Genomic DNA, 17,976 nt, shown 5'->3' on the forward strand with positions numbered 1-17,976 from the left:
TCCTCCGGATCAGACGAGCGCGCGGCCCTTGGCATCGATGGCGTTGGCGACAGCTTCATCCGTTGCTTCATCCGGCAACAACATTTCGTTATGCGCCTTACCCGATGGGATCATTGGGAAGCAGTTGGCGAGATTTGCCACGCGGCAATCGAAAATAACCGGCTTGTCGATGTCGATCATTTCCTGAATGGCGGCATCGAGGTTGCCCGGCTTGTCACAACGGATACCATGTGCGCCATAGGCTTCAGCCAGCTTCACGAAATCCGGCATCGCCTCGGTATATGAGTGCGACAGGCGATTGCCATGCAGGAGCTGCTGCCACTGGCGCACCATGCCCATATACTGGTTATTCAGGATGAATATCTTGATTGGCGCATTATGCTGGATGGCAGCCGACATTTCCTGAATGCACATCTGGATCGAGGCATCGCCCGCGATATCGATAACCAGTGCATCAGGGTGTGCGATCTGTACTCCGAGCGCTGCCGGCAGGCCGTAACCCATGGTGCCGAGGCCACCAGAGGTCAGCCAGCGGTTCGGTTCCTCGAAGCCATAGAATTGCGCAGCCCACATCTGGTGCTGACCAACTTCCGTGGTGATGTAAGTCTTCCGATCCTTGGTCAGTTCATAAAGCCGCTGAATTGCATATTGCGGCATGATGACGTCCTTGTTCGGCGCATAGGCGAGCGAATTGCGGGCACGCCAGCGATCGATCTGTTCCCACCAGGCACCGATTGCCTGCTTTTCCGGCTTCTTGTCAGAGGCACGGAACTGCCGAACAATATCTTCCAGAACATGCGCAACATCGCCGATGATCGGAACATCAACGCGAACGCTTTTGTTGATGGAGGATGGGTCGATATCGATATGAATTTTCTTCGAGTTCGGAGAAAATGCGTTCAGACGTCCGGTAATACGGTCATCGAAACGGGCACCGACGCACAGCATGACATCGCAGTCATGCATGGTCATGTTGGCTTCGTAAGTGCCATGCATACCGAGCATGCCGAGCCAGTTCTTGCCGGAGCCCGGATAGGCGCCCAGCCCCATCAGCGTGGATGTGATCGGGAAATTGCTGATCTCAACCAGCTCGCGCAGCAGACGGGAAGCTGCCGGGCCGGAATTAATCACACCGCCGCCAGAATAGATGACGGGCTTCTTTGCATTGACGAGCAGACGAACGGCGTCCGAAATTGCCTGCGCCTTGCCGTCGAGAACCGGACGGTAGCTGGTGCGCGGCGCGGTTTCCGGTGGCGTGTAAATACCCTTGGCGAACTGGATATCCTTCGGAATGTCGACCACAACGGGACCGGGGCGACCGGTGGAAGCGACATGAAAGGCTTCGTGCAGGATGCGCGCCAGATCGTTGACGTCCTTCACCAGCCAGTTGTGCTTGGTGCAGGGGCGCGTGATACCAATCGTATCGCATTCCTGAAACGCATCGGAGCCGATCAGCGTTGTCGGAACCTGACCAGAAATGCAAACCAGCGGAATGGAATCCATCAGGGCATCCTGCAGCGGCGTAACTGCATTGGTAGCACCCGGACCGGAGGTAACAAGCATCACACCGACTTTGCCGGTCGAACGCGCATAGCCTTCCGCAGCGTGTCCTGCGCCCTGCTCGTGTCGGACCAGAACGTGCTGAACCTTGTCCTGCTGGAACAGTTCGTCATAGATCGGAAGCACAGCGCCGCCGGGATAACCGAAGATGCTCTCCACACCCTGATCGATCAAAGCCTGAATGACCATTTCTGCGCCGGTCATTTCGCGTGGATTGCTTGCTTCCTGCGTTTCTGCGGCGTTTGCGTCCGCCTCACGTTTACCTGCAGTCATTGTTCTCTTCCCGTCGTCTGCATTTCATTTCTGATTTGGATAATAAAAAAGGCCCCCGAGGGAGCCTGTCTTTCGCGCATGGGAGCTTTCGCCGGATGGTTACACCATCCTGCCCATGCGCGCCCGTACCACAAGAATAATAATCGTGTTCATGGTGGCGGACACTAATAGCCGGATTTGGCGTCGTCAACGCATAAATACATCGCCCGCGATATTTTCTTAGGCTCACCCGCCCCAAACGATAACTTTATTTCAACGGAAGATTCTTATCCTGACACGAAACCTCCTGTTGAAAGTTGGGGCGGAGTGGGCAGCATGAGCGAAATTGGGGACAGTTCCAACGCGCGAGAACAGAGCGAATATGTGCAGCGCAATCGCACGGAAGGCTATGTCATCCAATGCGATGGCGAGAGTGCCATCGTCTCAGCGCTATCAGGCCCCTCTTCGGCAGCATCTGACGATTATTGGGCCGTAGGTCAGCTTATATCCATTCAGGCAGGCGACAATCGCGTCGTGGGACTCATCCGCAACGCGCTTGTTCCCGGTGATGTCTGGATACACGGCGGTGACAACACGCTCCATGTCCATGTCGAGTTTCTGGGTGAAGTTCGCGTGCAACCGACCGGGCAGACCACTTTCAACGGCGGTATTTCGCAGTTTCCCCATCCCGGCGCTATTGCTCACCGTATCCGCGCCACCGACCTTGCCGCCATTTATGCGCAAACAGGTCACAGCAGCGTTTCAATCGGTACACTCACGCAGGACGCAACCGTTCCGGCTTACATATCGGTCGATGATCTTATCTCCCGGCATTTCGCTATCGTCGGCACAACGGGCGTCGGCAAGTCGAGCGCAGTCATCCTGCTGCTACGCCGGATCGTCGCCGAAAAGCCCAATCTGCGTGTGCTCATTCTTGATCCACACAATGAGTTCGCGAGCGCATTTCCCGATCTGGCCGTGGCGGTCGATCAGACGAATATCGAACTGCCATTCTGGATGCTGCGGCTGGATGAATTTGCAGATGTGATCTTTCGCGGGCGCGCGCCGGACCCGATGGAACTCGATATATTGCGTGATCTGGTCCAGCTAGCCCGCGAAAAAATGCAGGGCACAGAACTGTCAGCCGCGAAAACATTGCGACGGCAGCTTGCCGACCGCCAGAGCGTCAGCGCCGACACGCCCATCGCCTACCGTCTGCTTGACCTGATAGCCCTCATCGATGAGCGTATGGGTCTCCTCGACAGCAAGGCGGAACGTCCCTATCTGCGCAGCCTCAAAGCTCGGCTTGAATCGATCTCTGCCGATCCCCGCTTCCGTTTCATGTTCGCTGTAACTGGCGGCTCGGAAACAATGCGACAGGCCATTGGCCGGATTTTTCGCATCCCGCTGAACGGAAAATCCATCTGCACATTCCAGCTTGCAGGCTTACCATCCGAGGTTGTCAACGCTGTTGCTTCCGTCTTGTGCAGACTGGCATTCGATATCGCCCTTTCAAGTGAGGGCAGCCTACAGACACTGGTAATCTGCGAGGAAGCCCACCGCTATATTCCAACCGACCGCGACGCCGGGTTCTGGCCGACAAGGCAGGCAATATCCCGAATTGCCAAAGAAGGTCGAAAATACGGTTCCTATCTCGGAGTGATAAGCCAGCGCCCCGGCGAGCTTGATCCAACGATCCTCTCACAGTGCAATTCGATTTTTGCGATGCGGCTCGGTAATGAACGTGATCAGGAAATCATCAAAGGTGCCATTCGCGGCGGCGCACAGAGCATGGCAGGCTTCCTGTCATCCATCGCCAACCGCGAAGCGATAGCCTTCGGCGAAGCGTTCTCAACACCGATGCGTCTCACATTCGAAACCATCCCACCTCATCAGCTTCCCGGACGCAGCAAAAGCGAGAGCGCTCTTTCCAGCTGGCGCAACGACGAAAAGATATCCCTCGACCGTATCGTTGAAAAATTACGTGCTTTTGAGAACAGTTCACAGACGGAACCGGTGGACCAACTCGGAGACGAGGATAATCTGTGGGGCAGCCCAGTCTCTACCAGTCGCCGTGACCAAGCGCCTACCGACGAAGCTTACCATCGCTCATCTTCTTCGCCGAGGCCACAAACATCACTCAGTCTCGACACAAAACAGAGTATTGAGAAGATGGGCGAACTGGTGCGCAGCTTTCGCAAGGATCGCGAGCGCTAGATAGTGTAGCGAATCCGAAAATCCTATCAGCCTGAAGCTAGGCGCAGACGCGGTTACGGCCCATATTCTTCGCGGCATAGAGCATCTTGTCAGCGCGACGATAGAGATCTTTCGAGGTCTCGCGCCGATCCCATATCGCAAGACCGATACTGACGGTAACGCCAAGCTTTTCATCGCCAAGATCGATTTCGAGCGTCGATATGGCCTTGCGAATACGATTAGCAAGCTTGATCATCAATTCCGCGTCCATGTTCGGCGCAAGGACTGCGAACTCCTCGCCACCAAGCCGGGCGACAACATCATGATACCGTGTATAGTCCTTGAGACACCGCGCCACCTCCTGCAGCACGACATCGCCAATGTCATGTCCGTAGGTATCGTTCACGGCCTTAAAGTGATCGAGATCGATAATCATCAGTCCGACAGGCCGCTGTATACGGTCAAACTGGACCAGATATTCCTTTAGCGCCTCGTCGAAATAGCGCCGGTTCTGCATACCAGTCAGGCTGTCCGTCAACGCAGCATGTTCGAGGGTCTGCGACCGTTCGGAAAGATCCTGCGTGATGACCTGCAGTTTGCCGTGGTCCAGCGCATCGGTGCGAATTTGGGGATAGATCAGGAACAACCCGCAAGCGATTGTCGCAATCAGCACCCAGATTGTGACGTGGTTCAGCTGGTCGAGTCTCGAAACCAGTTCATAGGCGCCCGCATCAAGAGGCAATGTCTGCAATTGTCCGATGTCGACACGAGCTTGATAAAGCAACAGCCCGATACCGAACATCAGAACAATCAGAATAAAAAATGCCCGTTCCGATTTATGAAACCGCATAGCCCGCGCCCACCTCTCCTGTTTCAGAGAGTGCCAGCGAGTTATTTCGTTGTCGTTAATTGAGCGAAGGCATCATCGGAATTTGCGTGCGTGCACCAGCTATCATCAAGCTGATTTCGAAACCAGGTCGACTGACGCTTTGCATATTGCCGGGTGGCGATAACCGAACGTTCAATGGCTTCTTCCCGCGACATCGAGCCTTGCAAAAATGCCGTGATTTCACGCACACCGATGGCCTTCATTGCAGGCAATGCCGGGTCGAGATCAAGCGTCAGCAACGCTTTGACTTCATCAATCGCACCATTGTCCCACATCAGGGCAAACCGCCGGGCAATACGTTCTGAAAGCCATGTCCGTTCCGGCAGCAAGACGATCTTGCGGGCGCTATCATCGTTTACCAGTGCCTGCCCTTTCGTCTGTTGCCACACAAGAAGCGACTTTCCGGTGCCCTCAAAAACTTCCAGCGCCCGAACGATGCGCTGGCTGTCGAAAGGTTGAAGGGTTGCGGCCATATCCGGGTCACGTTCGCTGAGAAGCCGGTGAAGAAGTTCCGGACCGTCCGTCTCCATAAGTCCTCGCCAATAGGCGCGAACATCACCCGGCACCTCTGGCATCTGCGACAGTCCACCGAGAAGCGCTCTGAAATAAAGCCCCGTCCCGCCAACAAAGATCGGGGTCCTGTGCTTCATGGCAGGTTGGGTTAGCAGGTCAGCTACATCATCCAGCCATCGTCCGGTCGAATAGGACATCGATGGCGCGACGTGTCCATAGAGATGATGTTCTGCCGCAGCCAGATCCGCTTTGTTCGGCCGCGCAGTCAGAAGGTCAAGAACATCGTAAACCTGCATGGAATCAGTGTTCACAATGAAACCGCCGGTCTCATGAGCCATGCGAATGGCAAGTGCCGACTTGCCGCTGGCCGTCGGGCCAGCTATCAGGATTGCATTCGTGATCGCACCCTCATTCATCGTCGGAATTGCTCTCCATGTCCCAACAGGTTTCTCTCGTCGCCACTTTGATTGCCAATCCGGCCAAGGCCTCGCTTGCATCAGCGCTTGGGATTAAAGCCTCAGCGGCAGTGAACGCAACTGGACTCTACTGGCTGGCCGACAACATTGCCTGCGACATTGCGCTTCCATCGGGGATCAGCAGTGACGAAGCCGAAACCCTGCTGCGCCATTCGCTTGATGGCGCGCCGGTCGACGTGGTGGTGCAGGAACAGGAGCACCGACGCAAGAAAATTCTGATTGCCGACATGGATTCCACGATGATCCAGCAAGAGTGCATCGATGAACTGGCAGAGGAAGCCGGGCTGCGCGAGCATGTGGCTGCAATCACCGCGCGCGCCATGAACGGCGAGATCGCTTTCGAACCAGCCTTGCGCGAGCGGGTCGCCTTGTTGAAAGGTCTGCCGCTCAACGTAATCGACAAGGTCATTTCAACCCGCATTACACTGATGCCCGGCGGCCCGGAACTCGTGCGCACCATGCGTAAACATGGCGCTTACACGGCGCTGGTGTCCGGCGGTTTCACCTCATTCACCCAGCGTATCGCCGAAATGATCGGCTTCAACGAAGAACGTGCGAACAGGCTGATCGACGATGGTTTGCATCTGACCGGGCTGGTCACAGAACCAATTCTCGGCCGGGAAGCCAAGGTCGAGAAACTCGAGGAAATCGCCGAGCGCCTTGGTCTCACACCAGATGATGCAATCGCAGTAGGTGACGGGGCGAACGATCTCGGCATGATCCAGCTTGCAGGCACTGGCGTCGCACTCCACGCAAAGCCGACTGTGGCAGCGCAGGCCAGAATGCGGGTTGACCATGGCGACCTGACCGCCCTCCTCTATATTCAGGGCTATCGAAAGACGGATTTCGTTCAATGATCATTCTGGAAACGCCACGCTTCATCATCCGGAACTGGGAAGATCACGACCGCGACCTGTTCCATGTCATCAATTCAGATGAAGAAGTCATGCGTTTCTTTCCCTTTCGTAGAAATCGCTCGCAATCGGATGAACTGTTCGACCACCTCCGGAAGATGATTTCTGAAACGGGTCTCGGTTTCTATGCGCTGGAAGAAAAAGAAGAAGGTCAGTGCATCGGTTTCGCCGGTCTCGCCCGCACTGACCTTGAACCTTATTTACCGGATGGCACCGTTGAAATCGGCTGGCGGCTGGCCCCTCCCTTTTGGGGCAAAGGCTATGTGACCGAAGCGGGCAAAGCGCTGATCGAATATGCTTTCGGCACCCTTGGCCTCACCGAAGTGGTTTCCTTCGCCGTCCATAATAATGAGCGGTCTACGGCCGTCATGCGTCGCATCGGCATGACCCGCGATCCGTCGAGCGATTTCGACCATCCGCGCGTGCCGGATAAAACTCCGCATTTGAAGCTTCATTCCGTCTACCGCATTCAGGCAGCCTGACCAGCCACCCAGCCCGAAGACCATGCCCACTGGAAATTATAGCCGCCGAGCCAGCCGGTAACATCGACAACCTCGCCGATGAAAAAAAGGCCGGGAACGGATTTGGCTTCCATGGTCTTGGAGTCGAGATCGCGCGTATCGACCCCTCCAAGCGTAACCTCCGCCGTACGATAGCCTTCCGAGCCGGCGGGCTTGATGCGCCAGTCGTTTATCGCGGCCTCAACACGGCGAAACATCTTGTCCGACATATCCGCCAGATGACCGGTCGCACCAATTTGCTCGGCTATGGTTTGCGCAAGTTTCCTCGGAAGATAAAGCGCCAGTGCGGTCTGCAATGCCTGCTTGCCGTTCTGTTTGCGCTGCTCACGCAGGGCTTCGAAAATGTCCGTCTCCGGTAGCATCGCAATGCGGATTTCATCTCCTTCACGCCAGTAGGAAGAAATCTGCAGGATCGAAGGGCCACTAATGCCACGATGCGTAAAAAGCATCGCTTCGGCAAATTTCGTTTTGCCGCAGGAGACAACGGCATCGACGGCAACACCGGCCAGCGGTTTCAGCCGCTCAAGTGTGTTGGGTTCAAACGTCAATGGCACCAGTGCCGGTCGTGTTTCGACAATCCGCAATCCAAATTGTGTCGCGATATCGTAGCCGAAGCTTGTAGCTCCCATCTTCGGGATAGATTTCCCGCCACAGGCCACGACCAGTGATCGACAGCGAACAGGTCCATCCGTTAGCTGAAGCGTAAAACCATGTGCGGATTTTTCGACCGAACTGACACTGCAACCAAGCTTTAGTCGCGCGCCATGGCGCTTCATTTCCCCCAGCAACATTTCAATTATCTGCAACGCCGAGCCATCACAGAAGAGCTGCCCGAGTGTCTTCTCGTGATAGGCGATACGATGACGTTCCACGAGCGCAATGAAGTCGCGCTGCGTGTAGCGGCTCATAGCAGAGATACAAAAATGCGGGTTCTGTGAGAGATAATTTTTCGGACTTGCATGAAGATTGGTGAAATTGCAGCGACCACCGCCCGATATACGGATTTTCTCACCTGCTGCCTTTGCGTGATCCACGACCAGCACGGAACGCCCGCGTTTGGCCGCCTCGATGGCACACATCATGCCTGCCGCGCCAGCGCCTATGACCACAATATCGACTGTTTCCAACTCACCCTACTCCGAATGGCGCCGGTCCATAGCATACCGGAGGCGAATGAAACAGAAGGCTCTGCCATTTCGAACGACAAATAAGGAAGTACTCGAATCTCTTTGTACGGTTCTGGCGCCAAGTGATTCAAACCGCAAAACAAAACGGCATTGCAGATTTCCCTGCAATGCCGCTTCAGCAGTACATTCAATTGAGGATCAATTGATCCGGACAGTCACGAAACGCAGTTCCCCCGAACGAGAAGCCAGCATCATAAGTGCATTCTTGCGTCCTTCGCGGCGCAGCGCATCAATGCGCTTCTTCACGTCTTCCGGCGTCTTCACGTTCACCTGCCCGATATCGACGATAACATCGCCGGTTTCGATACGCTTCTCGCCAGCAGCTGAACCAGGAGAGACGTAAAGAACAGCAACGCCTTCTACATCTTCGGCAATGCCAAATTCTCCGCGAACATCGTCATTCAGCTCGCTGAGCTTCATTCCAAGAACGCTCGGGGCAACGTCACTCTTCTGTTCTTTTTTTGACGTATCCGGCGTTTCCGCACCTTCATCACCGCCCTCGCCCTCGGGTAGCGGAGCCTGATCTTCCGTCGCAGCTTCGGTGCTCTTGTCATCCTCGACCAGACGTCCGAGCTTGACCTTCACCGTCTTTTCCTCACCCTGACGAACCACGACGATCTCGACGTCCTTGCCGACCGGGGTTTCCGCTACCAGTCGTGGTAGATCGCGGGCGGTGTCGACCGGCTTGCCTTCGTAGCGGATCACGACATCTCCGGCTTCAATGGCCTTGTTGTCGACGCCGGAATTTTCGATCAGCCCGGCAATCAGCGCGCCCTTGGCTTCCTTCAGTCCAAGGCTCTGAGCGATATCCTCGGTAACAGGCTGGATACGTACACCAAGCCAGCCACGGCGAACTTCACCGAACTCCTTGAGCTGGTCGATAACACCCACAGCCATTTCCGCAGGGATGGCAAAGCCGATACCGATAGAGCCGCCCGAGGGCGAGATGATTGCAGTGTTGATACCGATCACCTTGCCATCCATATCGAACAGCGGCCCACCGGAATTGCCACGGTTGATGGCCGCATCGGTCTGGATGAAGTCATCATAGGGACCGGAATTGATATCTCGCTTGCGGGCCGAAATAATGCCCGCAGTCACCGTTCCACCAAGACCGAAGGGATTGCCAATCGCAAGGACCCAGTCGCCGATACGCGCCTTTTCCGAATTACCGAATTCTACGGCCTTCAGCTTGTGCTTGGACGGATCCACCTTGAGGATCGCCAGATCGGTCTTAATGTCTTTTCCGACCAGTTCCGCTTTCAGCTTGGACCCATCGTTGAAATTGACTTCGATCTCATCCGCATCGGCGATGACGTGATTATTCGTTACGATGAAGCCCTTTTCGGCATCGATGACGAAGCCGGAACCCAGCGACTGGACCTTGCGCGACTCGTCGCCTTGCGCGCCGCCCTTGTCACCGAAGAAGTCCTTAAAATATTCCTGGAATGGAGAGCCTTCCGGCACCTGCGGCATCGGAACCGCACCGTCACCTTCGCCATCTTCCTTGACGGTCTGTGAGGTCGAGATGTTCACCACTGCATCCAGCAGCCCTTCGGCCAGATCGGCAACGGAAGCCGGTCCCTGAGCCGCGATTGCCGGAGGTGTCCCTACCGAAAGAGTGCCAGCGACGGTCATCGCCCCCAATGCCACGGTTGCGAAAAGGGTGCGAGCAAATCCCGCCTTTGGTGCAATTGCCATGAAGCCCTGCTCCGTTCCTGTTTGCTTGCAGTCGTTTGATTAGCGATAGATGTACTAAGGCTTGATCGCTGCAAAATACGGCCTGTTTACGGCCCCGCATAGACTACAGACAATAAATAACGGAAGGAAAGCGGCTTATCCCCTGACAAGCCAAACAATGCCGACGCCGATTGCGAGCGCTGCAATCCCGGCAATGCGCAACATGTTCTCCGGCGTCTCACTCGCTTCACGAGCAAGCTTCTTCGCCAAGGAAGGAAAGCCGCCGTAGAGCAGCCCTTCGAGAACGAAGAGAAGACCTACGGCGGCTAAAAAATCGCTCATGAGCGTTTGACCCGGTTGTTACTGGGCAGGCGTTGCCAGCTTGCCGCCAGCATCACGGAAGAACTTGAAGAACTCCGAGTCCGGCGAGAGAACCAGCGTTGTATCCGGGGTCTCAAGGGCTTCACGATAAGCAGACATCGAGCGGTAGAAGGCGAAGAAACCAGGGTCCTTGCCTGCAGAGCCTGCGAAGATCTCACTGCGCTGCGCATCGCCTTCACCACGAAGGATTTCCGATTCCTTGCGTGCTTCTGCAATCGTTTCGACGACCTGACGATCCGCGACAGCGCGGATGCGCTGGGCAGCTTCACGGCCACGGGCACGCAGGCGCTCTGCTTCGGCAAGACGCTCTGCCTTCATGCGGTCATAGGTCTGCTGCGAAACTTCAGCCGTCAGATCGGTACGACGGATACGCACATCGGCGATGGTCAAGCCAAGCGACGTTGCATCGGGACGAAGCTGGTCACGCACTTCGCGCATCATGTCGCCACGCTCTTCCGAAAGTGCCGCTTCGAATCCGCGCTGGCCGTAAACGCTACGCAATGCAGCATCAAGACGCGTGCGAAGACGCTGCTCGGCAAGCAGCGTGCTGCCCGAAACGGTTTCACGGAACTTGCGCGCATCGGTAATGCGATAAACGAGGAACGCATCGACGTCATAGAACTTGCCGCCCGAAACCTGAACGCGGATATCGTCCAGATCGAAGCGCAGCAGGCGATCATCGATCAACTGCACAGTATCTGCATCAAGGAAGCCAAAAGGTAGTTTGAAGTAGATGCCCGGTTCCGTCTTCACATCAACGATCTGACCGAAGCGAAGCACGATAGCCTGCTGACGCTCGGATACGATGAACGTGGCGGAGTAGATCAGGAAAGCGATGACGGCGATAATGCCGCCAATGATTGGGAGCCTGTTCTGAGCCATTACTGGTTACCTCCGCTCGGGGTCGTCGTGGTCGCATTCACGCCTGGGCGTGGCTGCTGGCGCATGAGTTCGTTCAGCGGCAGATAAGGCACGACATCCTTTCCAGGTTCGACAATAACTTTCTTGGTGCTCTTCAGCACCTGTTCCATGGTTTCGAGGAACAGACGGTTACGCGTCACTTCCGGCGCCTTCTGGTATTCACCCAGAACGGAGCTGAAACGCTGAGCCTCACCTTCCGCGTCCTGAACGACACGGTTCTTGTAAGCGGCTGCTTCTTCGCGAAGCTGGGCTGCTTCACCACGAGCCTGACCGAGCTTCTGGTTCGAATACTGGTTCGATTCTTCCACGAAACGGTCTTCGTCCTGTTCGGCACGCTGCACTTCATCGAAGGCATCAGCCACTTCACGCGGCGGTGCTGCATCTTCGATGGAAACGGCGTTGATCTGGATACCCGTTTTGTAGGTATCGAGCGTCTGCTGAACAATATCGCGAACACTGGATGCGATTGCCGAACGGTTGTCGCGGAAAACGTCCTGAGCCGGTCGACGACCAACGATTTCACGGATCGCGCTTTCAGAAACCTGCTGCACCATCGCATCCGGATTATCGACGTTAAACAGATAGGCTTGCGGATCGGAAACGCGATACAAAACCGAGAACTGAACGTTGACGATGTTCTGGTCGCCCGTCAGCATCAGGCCCTGCGTCGCACTTCGGTTGCCCTGCCCACCGATATTGATCTGCTTTTCGACGATCTGCGCCTTTTCATAGGTTTCAATCGGCCACCAATGGAAATGCAGTCCCGGTTCGGACACTTCTTCCTTCGGCTTGCCGAAGCGCAATTCGACGGCAAGTTCGTCCGGCTGCACGGTATAGACGGACTGGAAGAGCCAGAAGCCGACAACTGCCGCGCCAATAAGGAAAAGAACGCCGCGATTGCTGCCGCCCTTGCCACCACCACCGGGGAAGACCTGCTTCAGACGATCTTGTCCTTTGCGCAGAATATCTTCGAGATCAGGTGGTGTGTTCTGGCCGCCGCCACGTGGGGCCTTTGGCCCTTGTCCCCAAGGACCGCCATTATTGTTGTTATTGTTATTATCGCCGCCGCCACCCCATGGGCCGCCGCCACCATTCTGATTACTCCAGGGCATCCTCACCTCTCGTCCAGGCGACGGGAAAGCGAGCTGCCCACTCCCGTCATCAACTAATGTTTCCGTTTTATAGGCATCGGGAGGTCCGCTTTCAACGCGAAGACGACAAAATTCGTGAACTATGCTTTACACAACACGTTTTTCGTACACAAAATAGCGCGTTGGGTGACTATCCTTGTCACCAGCGGGCACATCCTCCTGCGAAACGACGCGCCAGATTTGGAGGTCGATTTCTGGAAAATGCGTATCTCCATCGATCTCGGCCAGCACGCGGGTCAGGTGAATATGGTCCGCGAGAGGCAAAGCCTGCGCATAAATTTTCCCGCCGCCTATGACGCAAACCTCTTCGACACCCAGGTCAGCGGCCAGTTTTTGTCCGAGCGCAATTGCCTCTTCGAGAGAACCGATAGCACTTGCACCTTCAGCCTGAAATCCGTTGTCCCTCGTCACGACAATATTGGGCCGTCCCGGCAAGGGGCGCCCAATAGATTCCCAAGTCCGCCGCCCCATGATAACCGGCTTGCCGAGCGTCAGGGCCTTGAAGCGTTTGAGATCGGTTGAGAGCCGCCACGGCATATCATTTTCGCGCCCAATGACGCCGTTTTCGGCGGCAGCAACAATGATTGAAACAATCGGTTCTTGTACGGACATGGAATGCCTCAGACAGCAATCGGCGCTTTGATCGTCGGATCGGCCTCATAGCCCTCAAGCTGGAAGTCCTCAAAACGGAAAGCAAAGAGGTCCTTCACATCCGGATTGATCCACATTGTCGGCAATTTCTTTGGTATTCGGGTAAGCTGCAGGCGCGCCTGATCGAAATGATTGGCGTAAATATGCGCATCCCCGAGCGTATGGATGAACTCTCCCGGTTTCAGACCGGCAACCTGCGCGATCATCATCGTCAACAACGCATAGGAAGCGATATTGAACGGCACGCCCAGAAATATGTCCGCAGAGCGTTGATAAAGCTGGCAGGAGAGTTTTCCATCGGCGACATAGAACTGGAAAAGACAGTGGCATGGCGGCAAAGCCATTTCATCGACCAGCGCCGGGTTCCACGCCGATACGATCAGGCGCCGCGAATTGGGATTTCCATGCAGCATCTTGAGAAGATTCGCAATTTGATCGATATGGCGGCCATCCGGCGCTGGCCATGAGCGCCACTGATAACCATAAACCGGGCCCAAGTCGCCATTCTCGTCTGCCCATTCATCCCAGATCGAGACACCATTTTCCTTCAGATAGGCGATGTTCGTATCACCTTTCAGAAACCAGAGCAGCTCATGGATGATCGAGCGAAGATGCAGCTTCTTGGTCGTGAGAACCGGAAACCCCTCTTCCAGATTGAAACGCATCTGATATCCGAAAACCGATCGCGTACCTGTACCCGTGCGGTCACCACGGTCGGTGCCGTTATCCAGCACATGTTGAAGAAGATCGAGATAGGTGCGCATGGGGGATGATCCAGAATCCGATTCGTTTAAGCCACTATAAAGAAAAACCCCGGTGTAAGGCACCGGGGCTTCGGATTCACCAGATCGCTGTGGATCAAAGGCCGCCGAGTTTTCCGAGCTGCTTGGCGACCAGATAATAGAAGGTAACGCGATTCTTGTTGCGATCACCCTTCATGACTTCCGCAACATGCGCGACGACTTCGTCACCCTTGGCTTCGTCATCAACGCCGAGTTTCTTGGCAACCCAATTGGTGCGGACGCGCTTCAATTCTTCCGGGTCCGTTGCCGAAACAAGCGAGGAATCGCGATTGCGCAGCGCAATACCCAGATGCTTGACGATCTTGTCGACTACAGCTTCATCGGCACCGGCATCGTAGCGACGGACATCCGCGAGATATTCACTCATATATCCACTCTCCTTCGAATGGGGTATCAGCACCCCGTTTCAGCCACGGAATCCGGCTATATAAGAATTTACTTGCCGACCCCGATATGTTGCGAGGATTGACCAGCAAATGCAGGCTGTCAATGAAAAATGAACACAAGGGCTGGTTGTCGGGAGCCTATTGGAAAACCCGTTTAAAACTACGCGCCCTCTTCCAATCATGATCAACCGCGCCTATATACAGCGTGTCGGCGCAAGCTGACTATGGTGATAAACGGACGGTGTAATAAACCCATTGGACCCGGGGGCGGTACCCGGCGCCTCCACCAGAATACAAATCAGCCTATCGGTTTGTATTGTGGCGGGGGCGAAACAGGATCGACAAGGGTGTAAAGATCGCTCTTTTACTCGGCATGATACCACCGTTATCGGGTCAATTGAGTAGTTGCAAATGACAACAAAGCTCAGGGTTATGCTCTCGCTGCCTAATGGCGGTGCGGGAAACCCACTCTAAAGTCCTTAGGGTTAGCCCCTTAAGGCGGGGTTCGGAGGCACCTGGCAACAGAAGCCTCCACTTTCCCTTTCACATTACTTATGCAGCAGCAGCTTCCGTATCGAGTTCACTCGCCTTGCGCGAAAGAACGATCTGCGTCAGCACGAAGGCAGTGAGCGCACAACCGGCAATTCCGCCGACCATCGGCACAGCCGTTCCGTCAAAGAACGAGCCTGTCACACCAATGGCCACGCCGCCAATCACGAAATGCAGCGTACCCATCAGCGCGGAAGCAGTTCCAGCAATCTCGCCGTGGTCTTCCAGAGCCAGCACCGCCGTTGTTGGGATGACAAGGCCAAGGAAACCATAGCCTACGAACAGGAAGCCTGCGATCAACCAGAGCGACTGATGCCCCATGAGTGCGGCGGCGAACATGGCGAGCATTGCCGCTGCAAATCCGGAAACGGCGAATCGCATGACACGGCGAAGCCCGAAGCGTGCCCCCAACCAGCCGTTCAACTGCGAAACGCCGAAGAACGATACTGCATTGGCCGAAAACGCGATGGCATATTGCGTCGGCGTCAAGCCATAATGGTCGATAAGCACGAAGGACGAGTTGGCGAGATAGACGAAGAAGGACGCGATGCCAAAGCCGCCAACAAAGACCAGTCCGAGGAAATAGCGATCCTTAAGCAGACGACCGTAGCCGCGCAAGGCGCTGCCCAGATTGCTTTCAAGCCGGGCCTCTGCCGTCCGCGTCTCTTTCTGTGCAGTGGCCACCAGAATGATACCAATAATGGCAGCGACCAGAACCGCCCAGAAAACACCACGCCAGCCAAAGAAGCTGATGATGACGGAACCGGTCAGCGGCGCCAGAATCGGCGAAATGGAGAAAACCAGCATCAGAAGCGACATCAGACGCGCTGCCTCGATACCTGTGTGAAGGTCTCGCACGACAGCGCGCGGGATGACCATACCAGCTGCTGCACCCAGCCCCTGAACGAAGCGGAAAAGCACGAGCACATCTATATCGGTCGCGACGGCGGAGCCAATGCTGCCGATACCGAACAAGACCAGACCGCCATAGAGCGGAAGTTTACGCCCGACCATATCGGACAGCGGCCCGCAGAAAAGCTGCGCAACCGCGAGAGCAATGAAAAAGGCCAGAAGGCTCATCTGCACCGCACCAGTTTCCGCGTGCAAATCGGCGGCAATGGTGGGCAGAGCTGGCAGATACATATCGATCGCAAATGGGCCAATGGCGGAAAGAAGGCCAAGAACAATGGCATTGCGCACAAGACTGGAAGCCATGGGGGACGCGCTTTCATCAATGTTTCGTGAGGTTCCCGCACCGATTTCGAATCTCCGGTTTTGCTTGGGAGGATGGCGCCATCGGGCTCGCAAAATCGGTACAGGACAGATAAATATTTGTATTCGCTACCGGTTTTCGTTCCATCTTGACGATATCGACCTGTTTTCCATTACGGCCGACACTTGAAAACTCTGTAGCGAAAGGCATTCTATACGCATCGTCAAAACAGATTTGACACTGATGTCAAATTAGACACCATTGTCCAAAACGTCAAGCTATCTTATGTTGGAGTTATGAAGCCTACTGACATTATCGACATGGCCGCCCTGCCCGAGAAGCGTGCTGTATCCGAAAAGGGTCTGAATTCCGCGGTGATAAAGCCCGGACAGTGCATGAAGCGCGACTTCATTTTGTGCTCTGCTGCGCGTGTTTTCAATCGCGACGGATTTCAAGGCGCGAGCATAGACCTCATTGCCAACGAAGCGGGCGTGTCACGTCAAACCATCTACAATCACTATCGCGATAAGGAAGCTTTGCTTGCTGCCGTCGTCGAGGATGCGCTTGCACGTATGAACGCGAGCCTGTTCGCAGTTCTGGCCACTTTCCCCCAGACTGGCGAAAATCTGGAGCACGATCTGGTGGCTTTCTCGATCCGCATGAGCCGGAATTGCATATACGATTCGTCCGGTGCGTTTCTGCGCAAGGTAATGCAGGCCAATGAGACCAACCTGCCACTTGCAGCCAATATTTGCAGCACCAAAGGCCCGGCACAAGCCATCCCGGCCATAGCGGCCCGTCTGGCGCGCCTCGCCATGGATGGTCATCTGCGCGTCGACGATCCGGACCTTGCCGCACGCCATTTCATGGCGCTCATCAATGCCGACACGCACTACCATATGCTAACCGGTCAGGGTGTGGACGATGCAATCATTGAAAAGAGCGCCGTCAACGGAGTTCGCACGTTCCTGATGGCCTTCGGAAGTCGATAGAGGCAAGCGTACCCTATTGCGTTCAAAAATTGCACATCTTTCCGCCACAGGCGTCGCCCTATTGCTTTTTCAGATCATATATCATCCGTTCCGGCGAGAACGAACTTGACATCGACCTCCGAATCCGTGGGATAAGCAAACCATGGTACAGGACCTAATCCGTTACGATATTCTCGCTCAGGAAGCCCTACGCGGCGTCATTCGCAAGGTTCTTGCGGAAGTGGCCAAGGCTGGCTTGCCAGGCAACCATCATTTCTTCATCACGTTCCTGACTGGAGCGCCCGGTGTGCGAATTTCCTCGCGCCTGAAGGAAAAATATCCCGAACAGATGACAATCGTTTTACAGCATCAGTTCTGGGACATGCTCGTTACGGATCAACTATTCGAAGTTGGCCTGTCTTTCGGTGATATTCCTGAAAAGCTGACTGTACCTTTTTCTGCCGTCCGTGGTTTCTACGACCCTTCGGTCAATTTCGAACTCGAATTCGATGTCGCGATCGCACAGCCAGAAAGCGACAATGACGAAGGCGGCAATGTAGCGCCTATCGAAATCCTCCCCACGGAAGCACCGGTCGAGAAGGCAGAAAAGCCTAAATCGAAGTCGCGCAAGACTGCAGCCGAAAAAGAAGCCGCTGCGGCCAAAGACAACAATGCAGATGATGGCACCGACAAGGAAGCCAAACCTTCTGCCGATGTTGTTTCACTGGATGCTTTCCGGAAAAAGTAATTCCGCACACACCA

At 55.3% G+C, this 17,976-nt stretch carries 17 protein-coding genes and 1 other RNA gene; 6 read left to right on the top strand and 12 right to left on the bottom strand.

The window, feature by feature from the left end:
* Positions 1-9 precede the first annotated feature (9 nt).
* Positions 10-1,833 carry an acetolactate synthase 3 large subunit gene (locus tag OHI65_RS17415; RefSeq protein WP_125300119.1) on the bottom strand — a complete coding sequence of 608 codons (1,824 nt, stop codon included), beginning with the start codon at positions 1,831-1,833 and terminating at the stop codon, positions 10-12.
* Positions 1,834-2,148: 315 nt separating this feature from the next.
* Between OHI65_RS17415 and OHI65_RS17420 the strand changes: the two genes are divergently transcribed.
* Entirely contained in the window at positions 2,149-4,029 is a 1,881-nt protein-coding gene (locus OHI65_RS17420; RefSeq protein WP_125300118.1) for an ATP-binding protein, read from the top strand.
* 37 nt (positions 4,030-4,066) lie between these two features.
* Here the strand turns inward: OHI65_RS17420 and OHI65_RS17425 are convergent, their stop codons facing one another.
* A complete protein-coding gene (locus tag OHI65_RS17425; protein WP_012091797.1) occupies positions 4,067-4,858 on the bottom strand; it encodes a GGDEF domain-containing protein in 792 nt (263 codons plus the stop codon).
* Between the two features lie 41 nt (positions 4,859-4,899).
* Positions 4,900-5,826 (bottom strand): tRNA (adenosine(37)-N6)-dimethylallyltransferase MiaA, encoded by a 927-nt coding sequence (gene miaA, locus OHI65_RS17430; RefSeq protein WP_125300117.1) that lies wholly within the window; start codon positions 5,824-5,826, stop codon positions 4,900-4,902.
* A gap of 17 nt (positions 5,827-5,843) precedes the next feature.
* On the opposite strand from miaA, the gene serB reads away from it, so the two are divergent.
* Positions 5,844-6,743: a phosphoserine phosphatase SerB gene (gene serB / locus OHI65_RS17435; protein WP_094513884.1), complete on the top strand. Its 900-nt coding sequence runs from the start codon at positions 5,844-5,846 to the stop codon at positions 6,741-6,743.
* Positions 6,740-7,282, top strand: a complete 543-nt coding sequence (locus tag OHI65_RS17440; protein ID WP_125300116.1) for a GNAT family N-acetyltransferase — start codon at positions 6,740-6,742, stop codon at positions 7,280-7,282. The genes serB and OHI65_RS17440 overlap by 4 nt, the downstream gene beginning before the upstream one ends.
* Here the strand turns inward: OHI65_RS17440 and OHI65_RS17445 are convergent.
* The 8 genes from OHI65_RS17445 to OHI65_RS17480 all read right to left on the bottom strand — a co-directional run bounded on the left by OHI65_RS17445 (position 7,270) and on the right by OHI65_RS17480 (position 14,462).
* Complete coding sequence (locus OHI65_RS17445) at positions 7,270-8,448, bottom strand: NAD(P)/FAD-dependent oxidoreductase (RefSeq protein ID WP_264358754.1); 1,179 nt, start codon at positions 8,446-8,448, stop codon at positions 7,270-7,272. The genes OHI65_RS17440 and OHI65_RS17445 overlap by 13 nt on opposite strands.
* A gap of 198 nt (positions 8,449-8,646) precedes the next feature.
* Positions 8,647-10,209: a Do family serine endopeptidase gene (locus OHI65_RS17450; RefSeq protein WP_125300114.1), complete on the bottom strand. Its 1,563-nt coding sequence runs from the start codon at positions 10,207-10,209 to the stop codon at positions 8,647-8,649.
* A 135-nt stretch (positions 10,210-10,344) separates the two neighbouring features.
* Positions 10,345-10,530 carry a DUF2065 domain-containing protein gene (locus OHI65_RS17455; RefSeq protein ID WP_006467185.1) on the bottom strand — a complete coding sequence of 62 codons (186 nt, stop codon included), beginning with the start codon at positions 10,528-10,530 and terminating at the stop codon, positions 10,345-10,347.
* A gap of 18 nt (positions 10,531-10,548) precedes the next feature.
* On the bottom strand, positions 10,549-11,451 hold the full coding sequence (gene hflC / locus OHI65_RS17460) for a protease modulator HflC (RefSeq protein WP_010659764.1): 903 nt from the start codon (positions 11,449-11,451) through the stop codon (positions 10,549-10,551).
* Positions 11,451-12,602, bottom strand: a complete 1,152-nt coding sequence (gene hflK, locus OHI65_RS17465) for an FtsH protease activity modulator HflK (protein ID WP_012091791.1) — start codon at positions 12,600-12,602, stop codon at positions 11,451-11,453. The genes hflC and hflK overlap by 1 nt, the downstream gene beginning before the upstream one ends.
* Before the next feature lie 126 nt (positions 12,603-12,728).
* Positions 12,729-13,253, bottom strand: a complete 525-nt coding sequence (locus OHI65_RS17470; RefSeq protein ID WP_125300113.1) for a dihydrofolate reductase — start codon at positions 13,251-13,253, stop codon at positions 12,729-12,731.
* A gap of 8 nt (positions 13,254-13,261) precedes the next feature.
* Positions 13,262-14,056: a thymidylate synthase gene (locus OHI65_RS17475; protein WP_125300112.1), complete on the bottom strand. Its 795-nt coding sequence runs from the start codon at positions 14,054-14,056 to the stop codon at positions 13,262-13,264.
* 94 nt (positions 14,057-14,150) lie between these two features.
* A complete protein-coding gene (locus OHI65_RS17480; RefSeq protein ID WP_010659760.1) occupies positions 14,151-14,462 on the bottom strand; it encodes a DUF2853 family protein in 312 nt (103 codons plus the stop codon).
* Between the two features lie 187 nt (positions 14,463-14,649).
* Here OHI65_RS17480 and ssrA point away from each other — a divergent pair.
* Positions 14,650-15,017, top strand: a transfer-messenger RNA (tmRNA) gene (gene ssrA, locus OHI65_RS17485).
* Positions 15,018-15,033: 16 nt separating this feature from the next.
* Here the strand turns inward: ssrA and OHI65_RS17490 are convergent.
* Positions 15,034-16,245 carry a multidrug effflux MFS transporter gene (locus OHI65_RS17490; protein WP_125300111.1) on the bottom strand — a complete coding sequence of 404 codons (1,212 nt, stop codon included), beginning with the start codon at positions 16,243-16,245 and terminating at the stop codon, positions 15,034-15,036.
* Between the two features lie 294 nt (positions 16,246-16,539).
* Between OHI65_RS17490 and OHI65_RS17495 the strand changes: the two genes are divergently transcribed.
* The gene (locus tag OHI65_RS17495) at positions 16,540-17,235 is read left to right on the top strand and encodes a TetR/AcrR family transcriptional regulator (RefSeq protein WP_012091775.1); all 696 of its coding nucleotides are present in this window, start codon (positions 16,540-16,542) and stop codon (positions 17,233-17,235) included.
* Between the two features lie 142 nt (positions 17,236-17,377).
* On the top strand, positions 17,378-17,962 hold the full coding sequence (locus OHI65_RS17500) for an SspB family protein (RefSeq protein WP_012091774.1): 585 nt from the start codon (positions 17,378-17,380) through the stop codon (positions 17,960-17,962).
* The last annotated feature ends 14 nt before the right edge of the window (positions 17,963-17,976 follow it).

Origin of the sequence: Brucella sp. MAB-22 (genome assembly GCF_025908475.1) — a bacterium.
In the GTDB taxonomy this organism is placed as follows: domain Bacteria; phylum Pseudomonadota; class Alphaproteobacteria; order Rhizobiales; family Rhizobiaceae; genus Brucella; species Brucella anthropi.

What these genes read in the sequence shown, in the direction of transcription:
- OHI65_RS17415 (WP_125300119.1), bottom strand. Translation starts at nt 1,833, where the DNA reads ATGACTGCAGGTAAACGTGAGGCGGACGCAAACGCCGCAGAAACGCAG.
- OHI65_RS17420 (WP_125300118.1), top strand. Translation starts at nt 2,149, where the DNA reads ATGAGCGAAATTGGGGACAGTTCCAACGCGCGAGAACAGAGCGAATAT.
- OHI65_RS17425 (WP_012091797.1), bottom strand. Translation starts at nt 4,858, where the DNA reads ATGCGGTTTCATAAATCGGAACGGGCATTTTTTATTCTGATTGTTCTG.
- miaA (WP_125300117.1), bottom strand. Translation starts at nt 5,826, where the DNA reads ATGAATGAGGGTGCGATCACGAATGCAATCCTGATAGCTGGCCCGACG.
- serB (WP_094513884.1), top strand. Translation starts at nt 5,844, where the DNA reads ATGTCCCAACAGGTTTCTCTCGTCGCCACTTTGATTGCCAATCCGGCC.
- OHI65_RS17440 (WP_125300116.1), top strand. Translation starts at nt 6,740, where the DNA reads ATGATCATTCTGGAAACGCCACGCTTCATCATCCGGAACTGGGAAGAT.
- OHI65_RS17450 (WP_125300114.1), bottom strand. Translation starts at nt 10,209, where the DNA reads ATGGCAATTGCACCAAAGGCGGGATTTGCTCGCACCCTTTTCGCAACC.
- OHI65_RS17455 (WP_006467185.1), bottom strand. Translation starts at nt 10,530, where the DNA reads ATGAGCGATTTTTTAGCCGCCGTAGGTCTTCTCTTCGTTCTCGAAGGG.
- hflC (WP_010659764.1), bottom strand. Translation starts at nt 11,451, where the DNA reads ATGGCTCAGAACAGGCTCCCAATCATTGGCGGCATTATCGCCGTCATC.
- hflK (WP_012091791.1), bottom strand. Translation starts at nt 12,602, where the DNA reads ATGCCCTGGAGTAATCAGAATGGTGGCGGCGGCCCATGGGGTGGCGGC.
- OHI65_RS17470 (WP_125300113.1), bottom strand. Translation starts at nt 13,253, where the DNA reads ATGTCCGTACAAGAACCGATTGTTTCAATCATTGTTGCTGCCGCCGAA.
- OHI65_RS17475 (WP_125300112.1), bottom strand. Translation starts at nt 14,056, where the DNA reads ATGCGCACCTATCTCGATCTTCTTCAACATGTGCTGGATAACGGCACC.
- OHI65_RS17480 (WP_010659760.1), bottom strand. Translation starts at nt 14,462, where the DNA reads ATGAGTGAATATCTCGCGGATGTCCGTCGCTACGATGCCGGTGCCGAT.
- OHI65_RS17490 (WP_125300111.1), bottom strand. Translation starts at nt 16,245, where the DNA reads ATGGCTTCCAGTCTTGTGCGCAATGCCATTGTTCTTGGCCTTCTTTCC.
- OHI65_RS17495 (WP_012091775.1), top strand. Translation starts at nt 16,540, where the DNA reads ATGAAGCCTACTGACATTATCGACATGGCCGCCCTGCCCGAGAAGCGT.
- OHI65_RS17500 (WP_012091774.1), top strand. Translation starts at nt 17,378, where the DNA reads ATGGTACAGGACCTAATCCGTTACGATATTCTCGCTCAGGAAGCCCTA.